This is a genomic window from Myxococcus sp. MISCRS1, from assembly GCF_026626605.1.
Lineage (GTDB): Bacteria > Myxococcota > Myxococcia > Myxococcales > Myxococcaceae > Myxococcus > Myxococcus fulvus.
This window is the reverse complement of sequence record NZ_JAPNKB010000001.1, coordinates 7,492,983-7,508,968: the sequence shown is the minus strand read 5'-3', so window position 1 is coordinate 7,508,968 and position 15,986 is coordinate 7,492,983. Positions and strand designations below refer to the sequence as shown.

Below are 15,986 nucleotides of genomic sequence, written 5' to 3'. Positions count from 1 at the left end.
CGGGACGCATGAATCATGTGGTCCGCGTCGTCCTCGTCCTGCTCTTCATGGTGCCCGGGTCGGCCTTCGCCGCCGAGAGCGGCGCGGAGGAGCGGACCTGGCATCGGCTGGTGGGAATCCTCCAGTACCTGGAGGCGGACTACCCGGCCGCCATCGAGTCCCAGTCCGCGTTCGAGCTGGAGGAGCAGAAGAGCTTCGCGGCGGAGGCGGTATCCGCGGCGCGGGAGCTGGGTGCGCAGGCCTCGGTCTTCGTCCCCCGCGTGAAGGCCATCCAGGCGCGCGTGGACCAGTCGCAGGACCCGGAGGGCGTCAGCCGCGACTGCGGCGCGCTGGTGCAGGACCTGGTGCTCGTCGGTGGACTCGCGCGCAGCCCCCGTCACCCGCCGGACCTCCAGCGCGGCGCCGAGCTCTTCCAGACGAACTGCGCGGCCTGCCACGCCGCGGACGGCAGCGCCAACCTGCCCATCGCCGCGACGATGGAGCCCGCGCCCGCCAACTTCCAGGACGCGGAGCTGATGGGCGGCCTCACGCCCTACAAGGCGTTCAACACCACCAGCTTCGGCGTGCCGGGCACCGCCATGCCCGCCTTCCCCACGCTGACCGAGGACGAGCGCTGGTCGCTCGCGTTCTTCGCCTTCACCCTGCGCCTGCCCCCGTGCGAGGGGACGCCTCCGCGCGCGTCGCTGGAGCGGCTGGCGAACGCCACCGACGACGAGCTGGTGAAGGACTTCGGCGCCGACAAGCTCGCGTGCCTGCGTCGGAAGCTGCCCCAGGTGGACGAGGAGCGCTCGCTGATGGCGGCGCGCGACGGCGTGCAGGAGGCCATGCGCCAGGGCGCCGCGGGCAACCCGTCCGCCGCGAAGGCCGCGCTCCTGGATGCGTACCTCAACGGGCTGGAGCCGGTGGAGCCCAAGCTGACCTCGCGCGACTCCGCGCTGGTGCTCAAGCTGGAGCAGGGCTTCCTCAAGGCGCGACTGGCGGCGGAGACCAGCAGCCCCAGGTTGCAGGACGAGGGGCGCGAGCTGATTGCGCTGCTCGACCAGGCGCGCCGGGACAGCGGCAGCGCGGCGGACCTGGTGTCCACGCTGTGGCTCACCGTGTTCATCCTGCTGCGCGAGGGCTTCGAGGCGGCCATCATCGTCGCCGCGCTGCTGGCGGCCCTGAAGAAGATGAAGGCCACCGAGCACGTGCGCGTGGTGCACGCCGGCTGGATGTCCGCGCTGGTGGTGGGCGCCATCGCCTACGTGCTGGGCCGCCACCTGCTGGCCGGCGCCGAGCGCGAGTGGATGGAGGGCGTGGCCGCGCTCGTGGCCGTGGGCATGCTGCTGTACGCGGCGCTGTGGCTCAACGCGCGCTCCAACATGAGCCAGTTCATGGGGGAGCTGCGCGAGAAGATGAAGGGTGCGCTGGGGCGAGGCAGCCTGTTCGGCCTGTTCCTCATCGCCTTCACCGCCGTGCTGCGCGAGAGCTTCGAGACCGCCATCTTCCTGCAGGGCCTGGCGCTGGACTCGCCCGCGGGCGTGGCGTGGGGCGCGCTGGTGGGCTCGGTGGCGCTGGTCATCCTGGTGCTCTTCATCAACCGGCTCGGCTTCCGGTTGCCCATGAAGACGCTCTTCAACATCTCCACGGTGGTGCTCGTCGTCACCGCGGTGATGCTGCTGGGCAAGGGCCTGCACTCGCTGCAGGAGGTGGGCGCGCTGCCGCTCTATCCGGTGAGCTTCGTCACCATCGACCTGTTGGGCATCTATCCGGACCTGCTCTCGCTCGTGCCCCAGGTGCTCCTGGCCGCCGCGCCGCTGGCCCTGGTGCTGCTGCGTCGGCGGGCCCGTCCCGAGCGCGTCACCGAGGTGTCCGCCAGTTGACGCGACGAGTACCCCAGCCTGCGGTAGCGTGTGCGGGTGAGGCTTTCGCGCGCGCATCCTGTCCTCCTGGTGGGCCTGCTCCTTCTGAGCACGGGCCCCGCGTGGGGTCAGCACGTCTCCGAGGACGAGCCCGCGAAGCGCCCCGCGCCCGAGCTGACGCCTCCTCCGCTCGTCCCCGTGTCCCCTGGCGACAGGACCGACCCGGACGAGGACGACGACGAGGGCTCGAGCGGACGGACGCAGGACACGCCCCCGGACGACGCGGGGACGCAGGTGGCGGAGGAGGCCCGCCCCAGCCGCAAGGCGGCCGTGGAGGACCCGGTCCCGCGCATCGCGGTGGAGTTCGTGGGAGGCACCGCGGGAGGCATCGCGGGCGGCGCGGTGGGGCTCGTGGTCGGCTACCTGCTGGGCGCGCCCACCGTGGGCTGTGACGAGTGCAACGTCGTCTCGCTGGTGGGCGGGCTCACCGGCGTCGTCATCGGCGTGCCCGCGGGGACGTGGGCGGGCGGCCGATTGATGGATGGCAAGGGCACCATCCTCGCCACTGTCGGAGGGAGCCTCGTGGGCTGGGGTGGTGCGCTGCTGGGCTCGCTCGTGCTCGGGGCCGACGACGACAAGGCCGTCTCCGCGCTGCTGCTCTTCCTGCCCGTCATCGGCGCCACCACGGGCTACGAGCTGTCGCACCAGTCGCACTCGGCCGTGAAGCCCGTGGCGCCCACGCGCGCGGACACCGGCGTGCGGCTGATGCCCGTGGCCGGGATGACCGAGCACGGGCCCCGCTTCGGTCTCATCGGGCGTTTCTAGCTCCCCTGTCGGAAGTAGCGAGCCGACTCCTCGCGCACGCGGCCCTCGGCCACCAGCTTCTCCAGCGTGGCCAGCGCGCTGCGCTCCGCCACCGGGTGCATCACCGGCGGCGTGTCCGCGTACGCGCGCTCCACCACCTCGGCCAGCGAGACGCCGTCCGCGGGCACCGCGTCGAAGATGAGCGCCTCACGCTGCGCGCGGTGGTTCAGGTACTCCTGGAGCTTCGAGGGACCATCCGGCAGCGGCTGCCCATGTGCCGGGTACAGCGTCGTGACGGGCCAGTCGCGCAGCCGCGCGAGCTGCGCCAGGTAGTCGCGCATGTTGCCCTCGGGCGGGTCGATGACGATGGAGCCCACGCCGGCCACCATGTCCCCCACCACCGCCGAGTGACTGCGCTCGTCCACCAGACACAGATGTCCCCGCGCATGTCCCGGCGTGTGCAACACGCGCCAGCGCTGCGGCACATCCCCGGCCAGCTCCAGCACCTCGCCATCCTCCAGCAGCCGCTCGACGGGGAAGTCGAGCCACTCCGCCGTCTTCGCATGACACCAGAGCGGAATCCCCAGTCGCTCCTTCACCGCGCGCGCGCCGCCCACGTGGTCGCCGTGGTGATGCGTCAGCACCACCGCCACCGGCTTGCACCCCTCCGCCTTCAGGCTCGACACCAGCGACAACAGCTTCGCGTACTGCTTCACGTCCCCGGAGCCCGGGTCCACCAGCAACAGCTCGCCGTTGCCCAGCACGTACGCGTTCGTGTGCGTCGCCGGAGGCAGCGTGGCCGTCTCCAGCGCCACCACGCGCACACCCTTCTGGAACTCGATGCGCTGCGAGATGTACCCAGGGCAGTACGGCGGCGTCAGCAGCCGCGCCCGCGCATCCGCCTCGTCCTTGAACGAGCCCAGCACCTGGAGCGCATGCACCGCCGGAGGATGCAGCAGCGCCGTGCCGGCGTTCCACCGCGCCAGCGCCGCCTCGGGCGCAATCCACGCCCCCTCCGACAGCTCGCCCGGCCACAGCTCCGCGCGCGCCTTGGGCGGCAGCTCCACCAGGTAGAAGTGCGTGTCGAAGCGCACCGGCACCGACGGCGGCGTAATCCACCGCCCCGCGCCCCGGAAGTCGTCCGCGCGCAGCGCCAGTCCCTCCGCGTGCAGCAACTCACCCCACCCGAGCTTCCCCGCGAGCAACGCCTTGCGCAGGGCGTCCAGCTTCTCCTGCGAGAGCGCCTCGGCGCCCTCGGCCACCAGCACGCCCGCCTCCTCGAACAGCTCGCGCGCCGCCGCCGAGCGCAGCGCGGCCTCCTCGCCCGTGACACCCCGCACCGGCACCTGCGCGTCCGCCGCGTCCAGCTTCCCACCGGGGAACGCATAGAAGCCGCCGGCGAAGGCCAGCGCCTTGCCGCGCCTCACCCAGTACACCTCCACGCCCGCGCCCACGCGGCGGTACAACAACGCCACGGCCGAGCCCCTGGGCTCACTGGGGACATGCTGCAGGTCCAGGCCGAGGCCCAGACCGGGGAGTCGCTCGCTCATGTTCGCACCGTCTGGCCCAACAGCTGGCCCATCAGCTCGTGCGCCGCGGCCGACTGGTCCGGCCTCACATAAAGCCGGGTGAGGCGCACCGCGCCACTGTAGCGCTGATACAGCGGCGTGTAGCGCGCCACCTCCGTCAGCCGACCCGTGGAGGCGTCGACGATGAAGAGGCTCGGCCCCGTGCTCGAGGGCCCCGAGGCGTACTTGCTGAGCACATTCACCGACTCGACGACGTAGTGCTCGAAGCCCGACGAGACGAGTGCGCTGCGCAGCACGTCCAGGTCATACCCGGCGTCGCGCTCGGTGAACTGCGCCAGCAGCTTGAAGCCCTGCCGCGTGATGATGCGCTGGGCCCACCGGTTGCGCGAGCGGCGCAGCGTGTACCAGAGCGCCGAGTCGTCACAGAGCAGGAACGCCTCCGGGTCCGAGGGAATCTCGAACTCGCCCGGCGACTCCTCGTAGTAGCGCCGCAGCATGTAGTCGAAGCTCACCGACGTGTGGTGCAGATAGACCGACACGAACATGTGGTAGCGGCTGAGCAGGAAGTCCTCGAAGGCGAACGCCGCCGCCCGGCTCAACGCCAGATAGGCGCGCCCGTCCTTCACCGCCGGATTGAGGTTGTTGATGATCCAATCCATGTCGTACCGGCCGTAGTTCACCCCCGTGTAGAAGGAGTCTCGCAGCAGGTAGTCCATGCGGTCCGCGTCCAGCTCGCCGGAGACGATGGCGCGCAAGAGCGGCGCCCAGTCCACGCCCTGCCAGGTGAAGCCCGGGTCCTTGGGCGGACGCGCGCCGGTGATCAGCGCCACCGCCGCCATGGGGGTGATGCCGAGCCGCCCGAACTCGCGCTCGATGATGGGCGTCAGCGAGCTGTCGAGCAGGATTTTGGCCGTGTAGTCCTCGTGGGTGGCCTGCTCGCCCTCGGCCGCCGAGTCCAGCCAGCCGGGCAGCCGCAGGAGCGAGCGCTTCGGAGCGATGCGCTCGGAGGCATGCGACAGCGGCATGTGCCCCAGGTCATGACACAGCACGGCCAGACGCACCGCGGTGCAGAAGCGCTCGCGCACGTCCTCGGGCAGCGTGGAGCGCGAGGCCACCGCGGCGAACACCCGCGCGGCCACGTGCATGGCGCCCAACGAATGGATGTGACGGGTGTGCGTGGCCCCGGGGAAGGCCAGGTCGCCGAAGCCGAGCTGCCGCACATAGCGAAGCCGCTGGTAGTGCCGGCTGTCGATGACCGCCTTCTCGGCGTCGCTCACCGGGATGGTGCCGTGGATGGGGTCGCGGATGCGCATGATGCCCTTTCCATACTCCTGGATACCCCCACCGGAGGTATTCCACCGTACTTCAAGCCCTGGCGGGAGGTAGCCCAGGAGGTAACCAACCGTCACCTGCGGACTGGGCGAGGACCGAGGGACGTGCTAACCCTCGGCCACCTCCGAATGCACATCATTCTGCTGCACAACCGCGACCACGAGCTCCTCCAGGATGACCCGGGCCGGGAAGCCCGCGAGGACGTGGTGCGGGTCGCCGCGGCGCTCGCCGAGGCCCTCACGAAGGGCGACACCCTCGCCGAGCCGCTCGCCATCGAGGGCGACCGGCTGGACTTCGTGGACACGCTGCGGCGGCGGCAGCCGGACCTGGTCATCAACCTCTGCGAGTCGCTCGCCGCCGACAGCCGCGGGGAGATGGCCGTCCCGTGTCTGCTGGACGCGCTGGGCCTGGCCTATACGGGCTCGTCCGCCCTCTCGCTGGGCCTCGCGCTGCACAAGCCCAAGGCGAAGGAGCTGCTCTGTGCGCGCGGCGTGTCCACCCCGGGCTTCCGGGTGGTGGAGCGGCTGGAGGATGCGCTGGCGGTGGACCTGTCCTGGCCCCTCATCGTGAAGCCCGCGCGCGAGGACGCCAGCATGGGCATCAGCGGGGACTCGGTGGTGCACGAGCGGGCGGCGCTGGTGCGCGCCTGCGAGCGGGTGCTGCGCGAGTTCCATCAGCCCGCGCTGGTGGAGCAGTTCATCGCCGGCCGCGAAATCTACGTGCCGCTGCTCGGCAACCAGCCGCGCCGCGCGCTGCCGTTGACGGAAATCCACTTCGGACGGACCTTCGAGGACCGGCCGAACATCGTGTCGTACAGCGCCAAGTGGGAGGCGGGCTCCGACGAGTACCGGGATACGCCCGCCGGGCCGTGCCAGGTGGATGCGGCGCTGGAAGCTCGTTGTGTGCAGGTCGCGCTGGAAGCCTTCGCAGCACTCGATTGTCAGGACTATGGCCGGGTCGATCTCCGGGTGTCTCCGGAGGGCGTGCCCTACGTCATCGATATCAACCCCAACTGCGACCTCCATCCGGGAGCCGGGTTCGCCAGGGCCGCGGCCTCCGCGGGCCTGGACTACGCCGCGCTGGCCGCCCGGCTGGTGGAGGTCGCTACCGAAAGAGCCCATGGACATCCGTCCCATCGAAGAAAAGGACCGGGAGCCCCTCGCCGCGCTGATTCGAAAGATCGAAACCTTCTCGCCGCAGGAGGTTGAGGTCGCCATCGAGCTGGTGGGCGAGGCCCTGAAGTCGGGCAACACGGACTACGCCATCATCGTCGCGGACCGGGCCGGTCAGCTGGTGGGCTATGTCTGTTACGGCCCCACGCCGATGACGGAGGACACGTACGACCTGTACTGGATTGCGTCCGCCACGGAGGTGCGTGGCCAGGGCGTGGGCGCGGCGCTGGTGTCCGGAATGGAGGGCGATTTGCGCCGTCGCAACGGCCGGCTCATCCGCGTGGAGACGAGCGCCACGGAGGCCTACGGCCCCACGCGCGGCTTCTACGCGTCCATGAAGTACGGCGAGGAGGCGCGCATCCGCGACTTCTACAAGGTGGGCGACGACCTCATCATCCTCACCAAGCGGCTGTAGTCCACCGCACGGGGTGTGGGGCGGGTGAAGACTTTGCCCGCCTCCCCCGTTAGAAGGGGCGTGATGACCCGCACGCTCCGACCGATGTCCCTGGCCCTCGTGGCCCTGTGCGCCCTCTTGACGGGCGCGCCCTCCGCGAAGGCCGCCGCGCCCGCCAAGGCCGCGGCGCCCGCGAAGGCCGTCTCCCTCCCCGCCGACGCGTCCGACGTGCTGAAGGCGCCGCGCCCCCAGGGCGGCGAGTTCTTCGGCCTGTACCTCATGGACAAGAAGGTGGGCTGGCTGTTCACGGACCTGGTGCTGGTGCCCGGGGCGGTGCCCCAGGTGAAGAGCGTCAACCAGCTCGTGTTCAAGGCGCTGGTCGGCACCCGCCTGTCGGAGCGCAACCACCGCGAGGAGCGCGTCTACGAGGCGAAGGCCGGCGGACGGCTCCTGTCCTTCACGGTGACGCAGCGCGGGGATGGTGGCGACCAGACGCTGGAGGGCACGACGACGCCCGACGGGAAGCTGCGCGTGGTGCGCAAGCGCGTGGGCTACGCGGACGAGGTGCTGCCGCTGTTGCCCGCGCCGAAGGAGCACGTGGAGGACGCGGACCAGGCGCGCGTGGCGCTCTTTCGCAAGGCGAAGGTGGAGGGCTTCTCGCTCGACGGGATGGACCTGGAGACCTACGGCCTGTCGACGACGGTGGAGGCCCCGGAGCAGCGCACGCTCAACGGGGTGAAGGTGAAGCTGGGCAAGGCCAGCAGCCTGTCGCAGAAGGAGAAGGTGCCGGTGGACTCCTACGTGACGCAGCGTGGGGAGATGGTGCTGGTGGACTTCGGCAAGACGATGCAGGCGCGCAAGGAGACCGAGGCGGTCGCCAAGCGGATGGACCTGGTGGAGGTGTTCGGCCTCACGCGCGTGGTGCTGCCCAAGCCGCTGCCCGAGGCGGCGCGCGCGGTGCCCGGCAACGTGAAGCTGGTGGTGCAGGGGTTGCCGGAGAAGTTCCGCGTGGAGACGTACCGGCAGAAGTTCACGGCCCGGCCGGATGGCGGCGTGGACGTGACGCTCCTGGCCGCGGCGCCCGCGACGGCGAACCGCAAGCCCCGGCCGCTGACGGACCCGGACGGCGGGGAGAACCTCAAGTCCACGCTCATGGTGGAGAGCGACGCGCCGGCCATCCGCGAGCAGTCGAAGAAGATCATCGGGGACGAGAAGGACGCGTACCGCGCCGCGCAGAAGGTGAACACGTGGGTGGCCACCCACCTGGAGAAGGACTACGGCGCCAGCGCGGACCGGGCGACGGATGTGCTGCGCCAGAAGCGCGGTGACTGCACGGAGCACTCGCTGCTGAGCGTGGCGCTGCTGCGCGCGGCGGGAATCCCGGCGCGGCGCGTGGACGGCGTCATCTACATGGTGAACCAGGACGGCGTGCCCGCGCTGTACTGGCACGAGTGGGTGGAGGCGTTCGTGGGCGAGTGGACGCAGATGGACCCCACGTTCAACCAGCCCGTCGCGGACGCCACGCACTTCGCGTTCGGCTACGAGGGCAACGCCGAAATCACGCCCCTCATCGGCACGCTGAAGGTCGTCGAGGTGAAGTAACGCGGCGAACCTCCGGGGGACGTGCTCACGCCCCCCGGGGCGCCAGCGCCAGTCGCTCGACGAGCTCCTTCGCGTCCGTGCGAGGCACCTCGCACGCGAAGCCCCGGCACAGGTACGCGGCGCCCTTGCCGCCCACCGGCTCGCGTCCCTCGAACAGCTCCTTCAGGAGCGCGGGCACGGGCCTCCCCTCCTCCTTCCAGCCGAACGCGAACGTCGGCGCGTAGACGCGGTTCGCCGCGCTCAACAGCGGCGCCACCGCCTCGCGCGAGCCGCTGAACGTCACCCCCGCCGCGCCCTCCAGCAGCGCGTCCGCCGCGAGCCCCAGGTAGCCGTAGCCCATCGCGTTGGCCACCAGCCCCTCGCGCATCTTCCCCACGTACTTCGTCGGCAGCTCCAGGTGGTGCTCGTGGCCCGTGAGCGCCGCGAGCGCCACCTGCGCCTCCGTCAGCGTGGAGGCCCCCGAGGGGAACGCGTTGTCGAACAGGCCATACGTCGCCACCACCAGGTCCTTCTGACCGCGCGGCGCCGTGAAGTACGCCCGCTTCTCCTCATCCCAGAACAGCTCCACCGCCCGCTTCACCAGCGCCTCGGCCGCCTCCAGGTACTTCACGTCGAACGTGGCCTGGTACAGCGCCGTCAGCCCCGAGGCGAGGTTCCCGTAGTCCTCCAGGAACCCGTCGATGCGCGCCTGCCCCTCCTGGTACGAGCGCGAAAGCCGCGTCCCATCCCACAGCTTCGCCAGCACGAAGTCCGCCGCCGCCACCGCGAGCCGCGCCCAGTCCGGCCGCTCGAAGACCCGCGACGCCAGCGCCAGCCCGCGAATCATCAACCCGTTCCACCCCGCGAGAATCTTGTCGTCCCGCCCTGGCTTCACCCGCTGCTCGCGCGCCTCGAACAACACGCGCCGCGCCTCGACGAGCTCGCGCTCCACCTCCGCTACCGGAAGCCCCCGCTCCCGCGCCAGCGTGTCGGCGGGCACCACCACCTCCAGCACCGTGGCCCCGTGCTCGAAGTTCCCCTGCGGCGTGACGTGGAAGTGCCGCATCACCAGCGCCGAGCGCTCGGGCGACAACAGCCCGTGGAGCTCCTCCGGACGCCACACGAAGAACTTCCCCTCCTCGCCCTCGCTGTCCGCGTCCTGCGCCGCAAAGAAGCCGCCGCCCGCGTCCGTCATCTCGCGGCGCACGTACTCCACCGTCTCCTCCACCACCTTGCGCCACAGCGGACGCGACTCCACCTGCTCGGCCTCCGCGTACAGGTGCACGAGCTGCGCGTTGTCGTAGAGCATCTTCTCGAAGTGCGGCACCAACCAGCGCGCATCCACCGAGTAGCGATGGAAGCCTCCGCCCAGCTGGTCGTAGATGCCCCCCAGCGCCATGCGCTCCAGCGTGAGCAGCACCGCGTCCTTGAGCGGCGCGCCACCGCCCCGCCGCCACGCGCGCAAGAGCAGCGAGAAGTTCATCGGGTTGGGGAACTTGGGCGCGCCACCGAAGCCGCCGTGCACCGGGTCCACCTGCTGGACCATGCGCTTGCCCATCGTCACCACGTCCTCCGCGGACAGCACGCCGGGCGCCGCGTCCAGCCCATACGCGGCCAATTCCCCCAGGCCTTCGGCGAACTGCTCGGACTGCCGCAGCACCTCCTCGCGCTTGTTCGCCCACGCGTCCCGCAGCGCCATCAACAGCCGGGGGAAGCCCGGCCGGCCATAGCGGTCCTCCGGCGGGAAGTACGTGCCGCCGAAGAAGGGCTTCAGGTCCGGCGTGAGGAACACCGTCAGCGGCCACCCGCCGCCCTGCCCCATCAGCTGCACCACGCCCTGGTAGATCTGGTCCAGGTCCGGCCGCTCCTCGCGGTCGACCTTGATGTTGATGAAGCCCTCGTTCATCAGCCGCGCGGTGTCGGGCGACTCGAAGGACTCGTGGGCCATCACGTGACACCAATGGCACGCGGAGTAGCCCACCGAGAGCAGGATGGGCTTGTCCTCGGCGCGCGCGCGAGCGAGCGCCTCATCGCCCCAGGCGAACCAGTCCACCGGATTGTCGGCGTGCTGGCGCAGGTACGGCGAGGGCTCCTGGGCCAGACGGTTGGTGGAGCCGGACGACGGAGGGTGGGTGGCCATGGGGTCTCCGGGCGGGAACTGCCGGACCCAGGGCATATGGAGCCCCGCCATCCGGAGCAAGTCCCAATGGCGCGACCCTCCACTGTCGAACGCGAGCAGGGTACGCTGTCGACAAGACGTGAGCATGGTTTCCCTCGCCCCCGCCCCGCCCAACCCCGTCGGCCTCGGACTGAAGACGTGCATCGCCCTGGTGGGCGTGGCGCTCATCGTGAGGCTCATGCTGGCGTTCGGCACCGACGTCTACTTCGACACCGCCTACTACTGGCAATGGTCGCGGCGGCTCGACTGGGGCTACTACGACCACCCTCCGCTCGTCGCGTGGCTCATCGCCCTGCTCGGCATCCACGCCACCGCGCTCGTGTGCGGCGCGGGCACCATCGCCGCGGTGTGGGGCCTGGCGCGCGACGTGTACCAGAGCCGTCAGGCCGCCTGGAGCGCCGCGGCCCTGTGGAGCGTGGTGCCCGGCGGCATGGTGGCCGGCGTCTGGGCCACGCCGGACTCGCCGCTGCTCCTGTTCTGGACGCTGGCCCTGTGGGCCCTGTGGCGCGAGCGCTGGGTGTGGGCCGGCGTGGCGTCGGGGCTCGCGCTGCTCGCCAAGTTCCCGGCGGTGCTCCTGGGCGTGGCCTTCCTCATCACCGCGGTGAAGGTGCGCCGCCTGCCGAAGGGCGCGTGGGGCACGGGCGCGCTGGCGGCGCTGTGCCTCCTCCCGGTGCTGCTGTGGAACGCGCGCCATGACTGGGTGGGCATCGCGTTCCAGTTGCGTCACGGCCTCGAGGGCAAGGGCGGCTGGGGCACGCTCGGTGAGTTCATCGCGGGGCAGCTCGCCTTCGGTGGGCTGGTGATTCTGCCCCTCGCGTTCGTCTATGCGTTCAAGGGCCCGCGCGAGCAGTTCCTCCTGCGCATGGCCGCGCTCGTGCCGCTGCTGTTCTTCGGCTACGCGGCGTCGCGCGCGCGCGGCGAGGTCAACTGGACCACCATGGCCTATGTCAGCGTCTGCGTGGGCGTCGCGGGCATGCGCAGGCCCTGGCAAATCGCGGCGGCCGCCTCGGGGCTCGCGGTGGTGCTCGCGGTGACGCTGCACCTGTTCTTCCCGGTGCTGAACTTCAAACGCGATACAGCCCTGTGGCGCACCCACGGCTGGGACGTGCTCAGCCAGCTGTCCACGCCCGAGAAGCTCTTCCCGGGGATGAAGCCAGACAGCGTCGTCGCGGTGTTCGCCGGCAACTATCAGCTGGCGTCACAAATCGCACACTACGCCCGCGTCCCCGTGGGCACCGCCGGCCCCGTCCGCTTCAGCCAATATGACGTCTGGGGAGAGCCCCCCATCCCGCCTGGGAAAGATGTGCTCTGGGTGGAAGAGGATGGCCCGTTCGCTCCCGCGGCCCTCACGGACCGCTTCGAAATCATGGACGAGCACGTCGAGCTGGTTGGAACTTTCCAAGGACGTCGTCTGCATTTCTTCCGGGTGTGGTGGGTCCGCAATGCCAGACCCTGACGTGCCCGGGAGGGCATGACAACTTTCAAAGCCTCTCACCGACAACAAGGGAAACCGTTTTTGCCAACTAAACGGAGGTCCCCCATGTCGACTGTCTCCCCTGCGGGTTCGCGTCGAGTCTCCACCTCCGCCACCGCGGCCGCCACGCCCCCCACCTTGAAGAAGGGCTCCCAGGGCCCGACGGTGACGACGCTGCAGAAGAAGCTGGCCGCCGCGGGCTTCAGCCCGGGCCCCGTGGACGGCATCTTCGGGCCGAAGACGCAGGCGGCGGTGTTGTCCTTCCAGAAGGCGAAGGGCCTGGTGCAGGACGGAATCGTGGGCCCGAAGACGTGGAGCGCGCTGAACAAGACGGGCGGAGCCAGGCCGCCCGCGCAGCAGCCGGGCACGAAGGGCAGCGCGGAGACCTTCGTGCAGAAGGCGCTCGCGCAGCGCGGGGACCGCTACGTCTTCGGCGCGGAGACGAAGATGAGCGACAAGAACCCGTCGAAGTGGGACTGCTCGGAGCTGGTCGAGTGGGCGGCCCACCAGGCGGGCGTCAAGGTGCCCGACGGCACGATGAACCAGCTGCCGTACTTCAAGCAGAAGGGCACCACCATCTCCGTGGACGAGGCCCTGCGCACGCGCGGAGCGCTCCTGTACCGCCCCGGCCACGTGGCCATCAGCCTGGGCGACGGGCGCACCATCGAGGCGCGCGGCTCCGCGTACGGGGTGAACATCTTCAGCGCCCACAACCGCGGCTGGACGGCCGGTGCGCTCATCCCGGGCCTCAAGTACGGGTGAGCCGCTGACGCCCCACAGGGTGTAGAGTCCGGACGTGGCGGCGCGGGTGACGCGTCGCTCGCGCTCCCCATGGACTTCACCCTCTTCGTCGTCGGGCTCATCAAGGTGGTGCTGGGCGGCCTCGTGGCCGCGCTGGGCATCTGGCTGGCGTTGCGCGGGCTCAGCCGCATCCTCGGCTCCCGGCCGGAGGAGGAGCTGCGCCAGGGCAACGTGGCGGCGGGCCTGGTGCACGCCTCCAGCCTGGTGTCGCTGGGGCTGCTGGTGCAGCACGCGGTGCAGGCCACGTCGGACGCGGTGGACCTGGCCGTGCGCGCCCCTCACTTGCAATGGTCCATGGTGCCGGGGCTCGTCGCCGTGGCCGCGCTGCACGTGGGCCTGTCGCTCATCGTCGGCGTCACCGTGCTGGCGCTGGGCATCCTCCTGTTCGACCGGATGACGCCCGGCATCGACGAGCTGGCGGAGGTGCGCAAGGGCAACGTCGCCGCGGGGCTCATCCTCTCCGCCATCCTCCTGGTGCTCGCGCTCTTGACGGCGCCCGGGCTCCAGGCGGCCCTCAACGGGCTCATCCCCTTCCCCCAGCTCCCCGAGGGGACGCTGGTGGCGCCGGCCTGACACGGGAGGCGACGGACGAGGCCATGTCCACGAGCGCCGGACTGAAGACGGCCCTGAAGCTGCTGCTCGCCGGGTTCGCGCTGACCAGCGTGCTGTGCTGCCTGGGCGTGGGCATGGTGGGGCACCTGGTGGACACGAAGGCGCCGGCCGTGGAGCCGGGGCTGCCTCCGAGCGCGGACGTGGTGGACCTGGGCCTGGTGCTCATCCCGGCCGACACGTCGCCCTCGCGCGCGCTCACGTACGACTGGAACACGGAGGGGCTGCGGCCGCCGGGCAGCCGGCTGGGGTACGGCCTGGGTGAGCTCTTGGACGCGTGGCTGGAGGACCAGCACAAGGTGCTCGGGCGCAGGCTGCGCTACCGCTCGCTGGGCCAAGAGCGCTTCACCTACCAGCCCCCGAGCGGCTGCTCCGCGGACATGCGCTGCATCTACGAGGAGCTGATGCGCGGCAACGCGGGGCCCGTGGAGGCGCTGGGCGAGCGCTTCATGGTCACCATCCGCGAGCGCGGGCTGGACTCACAGCAGGCCGCGCGGCTCATCCTCGGCTTCGTGCAGCGCATCCAGTACGAGGTGCCCACCGATGAGCCCTTCGGCATCATCCCCCCGGCGCTGGTGCCGGCGAGGAACCGGGGGGACTGCGACTCCAAGGCGCTGCTCGCGGTGATGCTCCTGCGGCAGGTGGGAATCGAGGCGGTGATGCTCTACTCGGACCCGCTGGCCCACGCGGCGGTGGGCGTGGGCCTGCCGGGCACGGGCACCCGCCTCAGGCACGGCGGGCGCAGCTATCAATACGCCGAGGTCACCGCCGAGGGCTGGCCGCCGGGCATGATTCCGCCCAAGTACGACAAGCCCCGGCTGTGGCGGGTGATGCCGCTGGACGCCGTCACCTCCGGCTAAGTAGGTCGCCAAATGTTCCTGAGCGAATCCGAGGCGGAGCGGGAACGGGCAAGGTCCCTGCATTTGTCTCGGAACTTGTGGCGACCTACTTAGCGCGGCTCCGGCGTGGACCCGGCGAGCACGCCTCGCAGGTAGCGCTCGTAGGCCTCCTTCATCGGCAGCTCCGAGTCCACGCCCAGCCGGCGGCGCGTCGTCTGGTGCCTGGAGCCATCGCGCGGGTCCACGCCCTCCTTCACGTAGCGCTCCCAGAAGATGGCGGAGCCCCGGCGCTGCCACAAGGGCAGCTCGTTGAAGTGGATGCCGCGCTGGAAGAGCAGCTCGTTCTTGAAGGCGACCGGCTTGCCGTCCAGCTCGCGCGTGGCCTGCGCCGCGCTCAAGCCCTCCTTGCGCAAGGTCCAGTAGCACCAGCCCTGCAACGCGCACCGGCTGCCGTCCGCCTGCCGCCACGTGAAGTAGTCCAGCACCGCGCGCTCGTCCGCGCCCAGCCACACGCGCCCGTCGAACACCGCCGGCACGCCCGCCGCGTGCGTGAAGGTGGCGCTGGCGAGGCCCGCCGACAGCGACACCAGCTTCTCCACCGCGCGGTCGAACAGCGATGCGTCCGGCCGCAGCAGCACGGAGATTTCGTCGCTCTGCGTGTACGCGTACACGCCCTGGAGTTCCTCCAGCAGCGTGCTCGCGGTGCGGACCATCCACCGGTGGAAGAGCGGGTCGAAGGGCTTCTCGAAGCGCTCCTGCGTGAAGCGCGAGAAGCCCCGCCCGTCCACGCGCAGCACCGCCCAGGCGCCCGGCAGGAGGCGCAGCGCGTGGAAACACTCCCCCTGTCGCATGCGTCCGGCCAGCTCGTCAGCGTCCAGCATCCGTGTCCTCCTTCCAGTCCTCGACGATGAAGCCGCCCTCGGCGGCCCAGCGCACGTGGTACAGCGAATCGAAGCCCTCTTCGCGGCGCGGCCGGCACAGCCGCTTCACCGTGGCGTACAGCGCCACCTCCGGCACCCGCGCCCGACCCTCGCGCCGGGCGTTCCGGGCGAGGCAGTCCTCCAGGCGCGACTCGAAATAGAAGCCCACCACCCGCGCGCCCAGCCCATGCCCCAGGGCGATGAGCGGGGAGCGCTGCTCACAGTCGGGGTGCGTGTTGTCCACCACCACTGAGCGACCGGCCACCAGCGCCTCGGTGACGAGCCGACGCTGACGCGCCTCCTTGCGACGCGCGTGCGGCCACAGGTCCTTGCTCACCAGCACGTGCGTGTCCGCGAAGCGCTCGCGGAAGAAGCGGCTCTTGCCGGAGGCCTGCAACCCGATGAAGAGGATGAGTTCCATGGCGGAAGCCCTCCGGACGCGGCGCCGACAGACCGGCTGACGCTCGACCCCGCGCCGCGCATGCGCACCGCTCGCGGGATACCCACGCGC

14 protein-coding genes are annotated in these 15,986 nt (G+C 70.8%); 9 read left to right on the top strand and 5 right to left on the bottom strand.

What is annotated here, in order from left to right:
* Positions 1-8: 8 nt before the first annotated feature.
* Entirely contained in the window at positions 9-1,862 is a 1,854-nt protein-coding gene (locus tag OWM54_RS29930) for an FTR1 family protein (RefSeq protein ID WP_223748469.1), read from the top strand.
* Between the two features lie 36 nt (positions 1,863-1,898).
* Positions 1,899-2,666 carry a GlsB/YeaQ/YmgE family stress response membrane protein gene (locus OWM54_RS29925; RefSeq protein ID WP_267699706.1) on the top strand — a complete coding sequence of 256 codons (768 nt, stop codon included), beginning with the start codon at positions 1,899-1,901 and terminating at the stop codon, positions 2,664-2,666.
* Here OWM54_RS29925 and OWM54_RS29920 read toward each other — a convergent pair.
* Together OWM54_RS29920 and OWM54_RS29915 are read right to left on the bottom strand one after the other, a co-directional pair.
* Complete coding sequence (locus tag OWM54_RS29920; protein WP_267699705.1) at positions 2,663-4,195, bottom strand: MBL fold metallo-hydrolase; 1,533 nt, start codon at positions 4,193-4,195, stop codon at positions 2,663-2,665. The two genes, OWM54_RS29925 and OWM54_RS29920, sit on opposite strands and share 4 nt — an antisense overlap.
* A complete protein-coding gene (locus OWM54_RS29915; protein WP_267699704.1) occupies positions 4,192-5,487 on the bottom strand; it encodes an HD domain-containing protein in 1,296 nt (431 codons plus the stop codon). The genes OWM54_RS29920 and OWM54_RS29915 overlap by 4 nt, the downstream gene beginning before the upstream one ends.
* A gap of 147 nt (positions 5,488-5,634) precedes the next feature.
* Between OWM54_RS29915 and OWM54_RS29910 the strand changes: the two genes are divergently transcribed.
* The 3 genes from OWM54_RS29910 to OWM54_RS29900 all read left to right on the top strand — a co-directional run bounded on the left by OWM54_RS29910 (position 5,635) and on the right by OWM54_RS29900 (position 8,674).
* Entirely contained in the window at positions 5,635-6,714 is a 1,080-nt protein-coding gene (locus tag OWM54_RS29910; protein ID WP_267699703.1) for a D-alanine--D-alanine ligase family protein, read from the top strand.
* Positions 6,626-7,093 carry a GNAT family N-acetyltransferase gene (locus OWM54_RS29905; RefSeq protein ID WP_046718419.1) on the top strand — a complete coding sequence of 156 codons (468 nt, stop codon included), beginning with the start codon at positions 6,626-6,628 and terminating at the stop codon, positions 7,091-7,093. Before OWM54_RS29910 ends, OWM54_RS29905 begins: the two co-directional genes overlap by 89 nt.
* A gap of 63 nt (positions 7,094-7,156) precedes the next feature.
* Complete coding sequence (locus OWM54_RS29900; RefSeq protein ID WP_223781654.1) at positions 7,157-8,674, top strand: transglutaminase-like domain-containing protein; 1,518 nt, start codon at positions 7,157-7,159, stop codon at positions 8,672-8,674.
* Between the two features lie 25 nt (positions 8,675-8,699).
* Here the strand turns inward: OWM54_RS29900 and OWM54_RS29895 are convergent, their stop codons facing one another.
* Positions 8,700-10,793 (bottom strand): thioredoxin domain-containing protein, encoded by a 2,094-nt coding sequence (locus OWM54_RS29895; protein WP_267699702.1) that lies wholly within the window; start codon positions 10,791-10,793, stop codon positions 8,700-8,702.
* Positions 10,794-10,917: 124 nt separating this feature from the next.
* Here OWM54_RS29895 and OWM54_RS29890 point away from each other — a divergent pair, with 124 nt between their 5' ends.
* The 4 genes from OWM54_RS29890 (at position 10,918) to OWM54_RS29875 (ending at position 14,576) form a co-directional block, all read left to right on the top strand.
* The gene (locus tag OWM54_RS29890; protein ID WP_267699701.1) at positions 10,918-12,288 is read left to right on the top strand and encodes an ArnT family glycosyltransferase; all 1,371 of its coding nucleotides are present in this window, start codon (positions 10,918-10,920) and stop codon (positions 12,286-12,288) included.
* A gap of 84 nt (positions 12,289-12,372) precedes the next feature.
* Positions 12,373-13,068, top strand: a complete 696-nt coding sequence (locus OWM54_RS29885) for a peptidoglycan-binding protein (RefSeq protein ID WP_267699700.1) — start codon at positions 12,373-12,375, stop codon at positions 13,066-13,068.
* Positions 13,069-13,137: 69 nt separating this feature from the next.
* On the top strand, positions 13,138-13,680 hold the full coding sequence (locus OWM54_RS29880; protein WP_223748460.1) for a DUF350 domain-containing protein: 543 nt from the start codon (positions 13,138-13,140) through the stop codon (positions 13,678-13,680).
* A 23-nt stretch (positions 13,681-13,703) separates the two neighbouring features.
* Positions 13,704-14,576 carry a transglutaminase-like domain-containing protein gene (locus OWM54_RS29875; protein WP_223748459.1) on the top strand — a complete coding sequence of 291 codons (873 nt, stop codon included), beginning with the start codon at positions 13,704-13,706 and terminating at the stop codon, positions 14,574-14,576.
* Between the two features lie 89 nt (positions 14,577-14,665).
* On the opposite strand, the gene OWM54_RS29870 is transcribed toward OWM54_RS29875, so the two are convergent.
* Complete coding sequence (locus OWM54_RS29870) at positions 14,666-15,436, bottom strand: tRNA(His) guanylyltransferase Thg1 family protein (RefSeq protein WP_305070668.1); 771 nt, start codon at positions 15,434-15,436, stop codon at positions 14,666-14,668.
* Positions 15,423-15,896 (bottom strand): ATP-binding protein, encoded by a 474-nt coding sequence (locus OWM54_RS29865; protein ID WP_223781649.1) that lies wholly within the window; start codon positions 15,894-15,896, stop codon positions 15,423-15,425. Before OWM54_RS29865 ends, OWM54_RS29870 begins: the two co-directional genes overlap by 14 nt.
* Positions 15,897-15,986 lie beyond the last annotated feature (90 nt).

Coding starts and splice junctions, on each gene's coding strand:
- OWM54_RS29895 (WP_267699702.1), bottom strand. CDS start 10,793: ATGGCCACCCACCCTCCGTCGTCCGGCTCCACCAACCGTCTGGCCCAG.
- OWM54_RS29890 (WP_267699701.1), top strand. CDS start 10,918: ATGGTTTCCCTCGCCCCCGCCCCGCCCAACCCCGTCGGCCTCGGACTG.
- OWM54_RS29885 (WP_267699700.1), top strand. CDS start 12,373: ATGTCGACTGTCTCCCCTGCGGGTTCGCGTCGAGTCTCCACCTCCGCC.
- OWM54_RS29875 (WP_223748459.1), top strand. CDS start 13,704: ATGTCCACGAGCGCCGGACTGAAGACGGCCCTGAAGCTGCTGCTCGCC.
- OWM54_RS29930 (WP_223748469.1), top strand. CDS start 9: ATGAATCATGTGGTCCGCGTCGTCCTCGTCCTGCTCTTCATGGTGCCC.
- OWM54_RS29880 (WP_223748460.1), top strand. CDS start 13,138: ATGGACTTCACCCTCTTCGTCGTCGGGCTCATCAAGGTGGTGCTGGGC.
- OWM54_RS29905 (WP_046718419.1), top strand. CDS start 6,626: ATGGACATCCGTCCCATCGAAGAAAAGGACCGGGAGCCCCTCGCCGCG.
- OWM54_RS29900 (WP_223781654.1), top strand. CDS start 7,157: ATGACCCGCACGCTCCGACCGATGTCCCTGGCCCTCGTGGCCCTGTGC.
- OWM54_RS29920 (WP_267699705.1), bottom strand. CDS start 4,195: ATGAGCGAGCGACTCCCCGGTCTGGGCCTCGGCCTGGACCTGCAGCAT.
- OWM54_RS29870 (WP_305070668.1), bottom strand. CDS start 15,436: ATGCTGGACGCTGACGAGCTGGCCGGACGCATGCGACAGGGGGAGTGT.
- OWM54_RS29910 (WP_267699703.1), top strand. CDS start 5,635: ATGCACATCATTCTGCTGCACAACCGCGACCACGAGCTCCTCCAGGAT.
- OWM54_RS29865 (WP_223781649.1), bottom strand. CDS start 15,896: ATGGAACTCATCCTCTTCATCGGGTTGCAGGCCTCCGGCAAGAGCCGC.
- OWM54_RS29915 (WP_267699704.1), bottom strand. CDS start 5,487: ATGCGCATCCGCGACCCCATCCACGGCACCATCCCGGTGAGCGACGCC.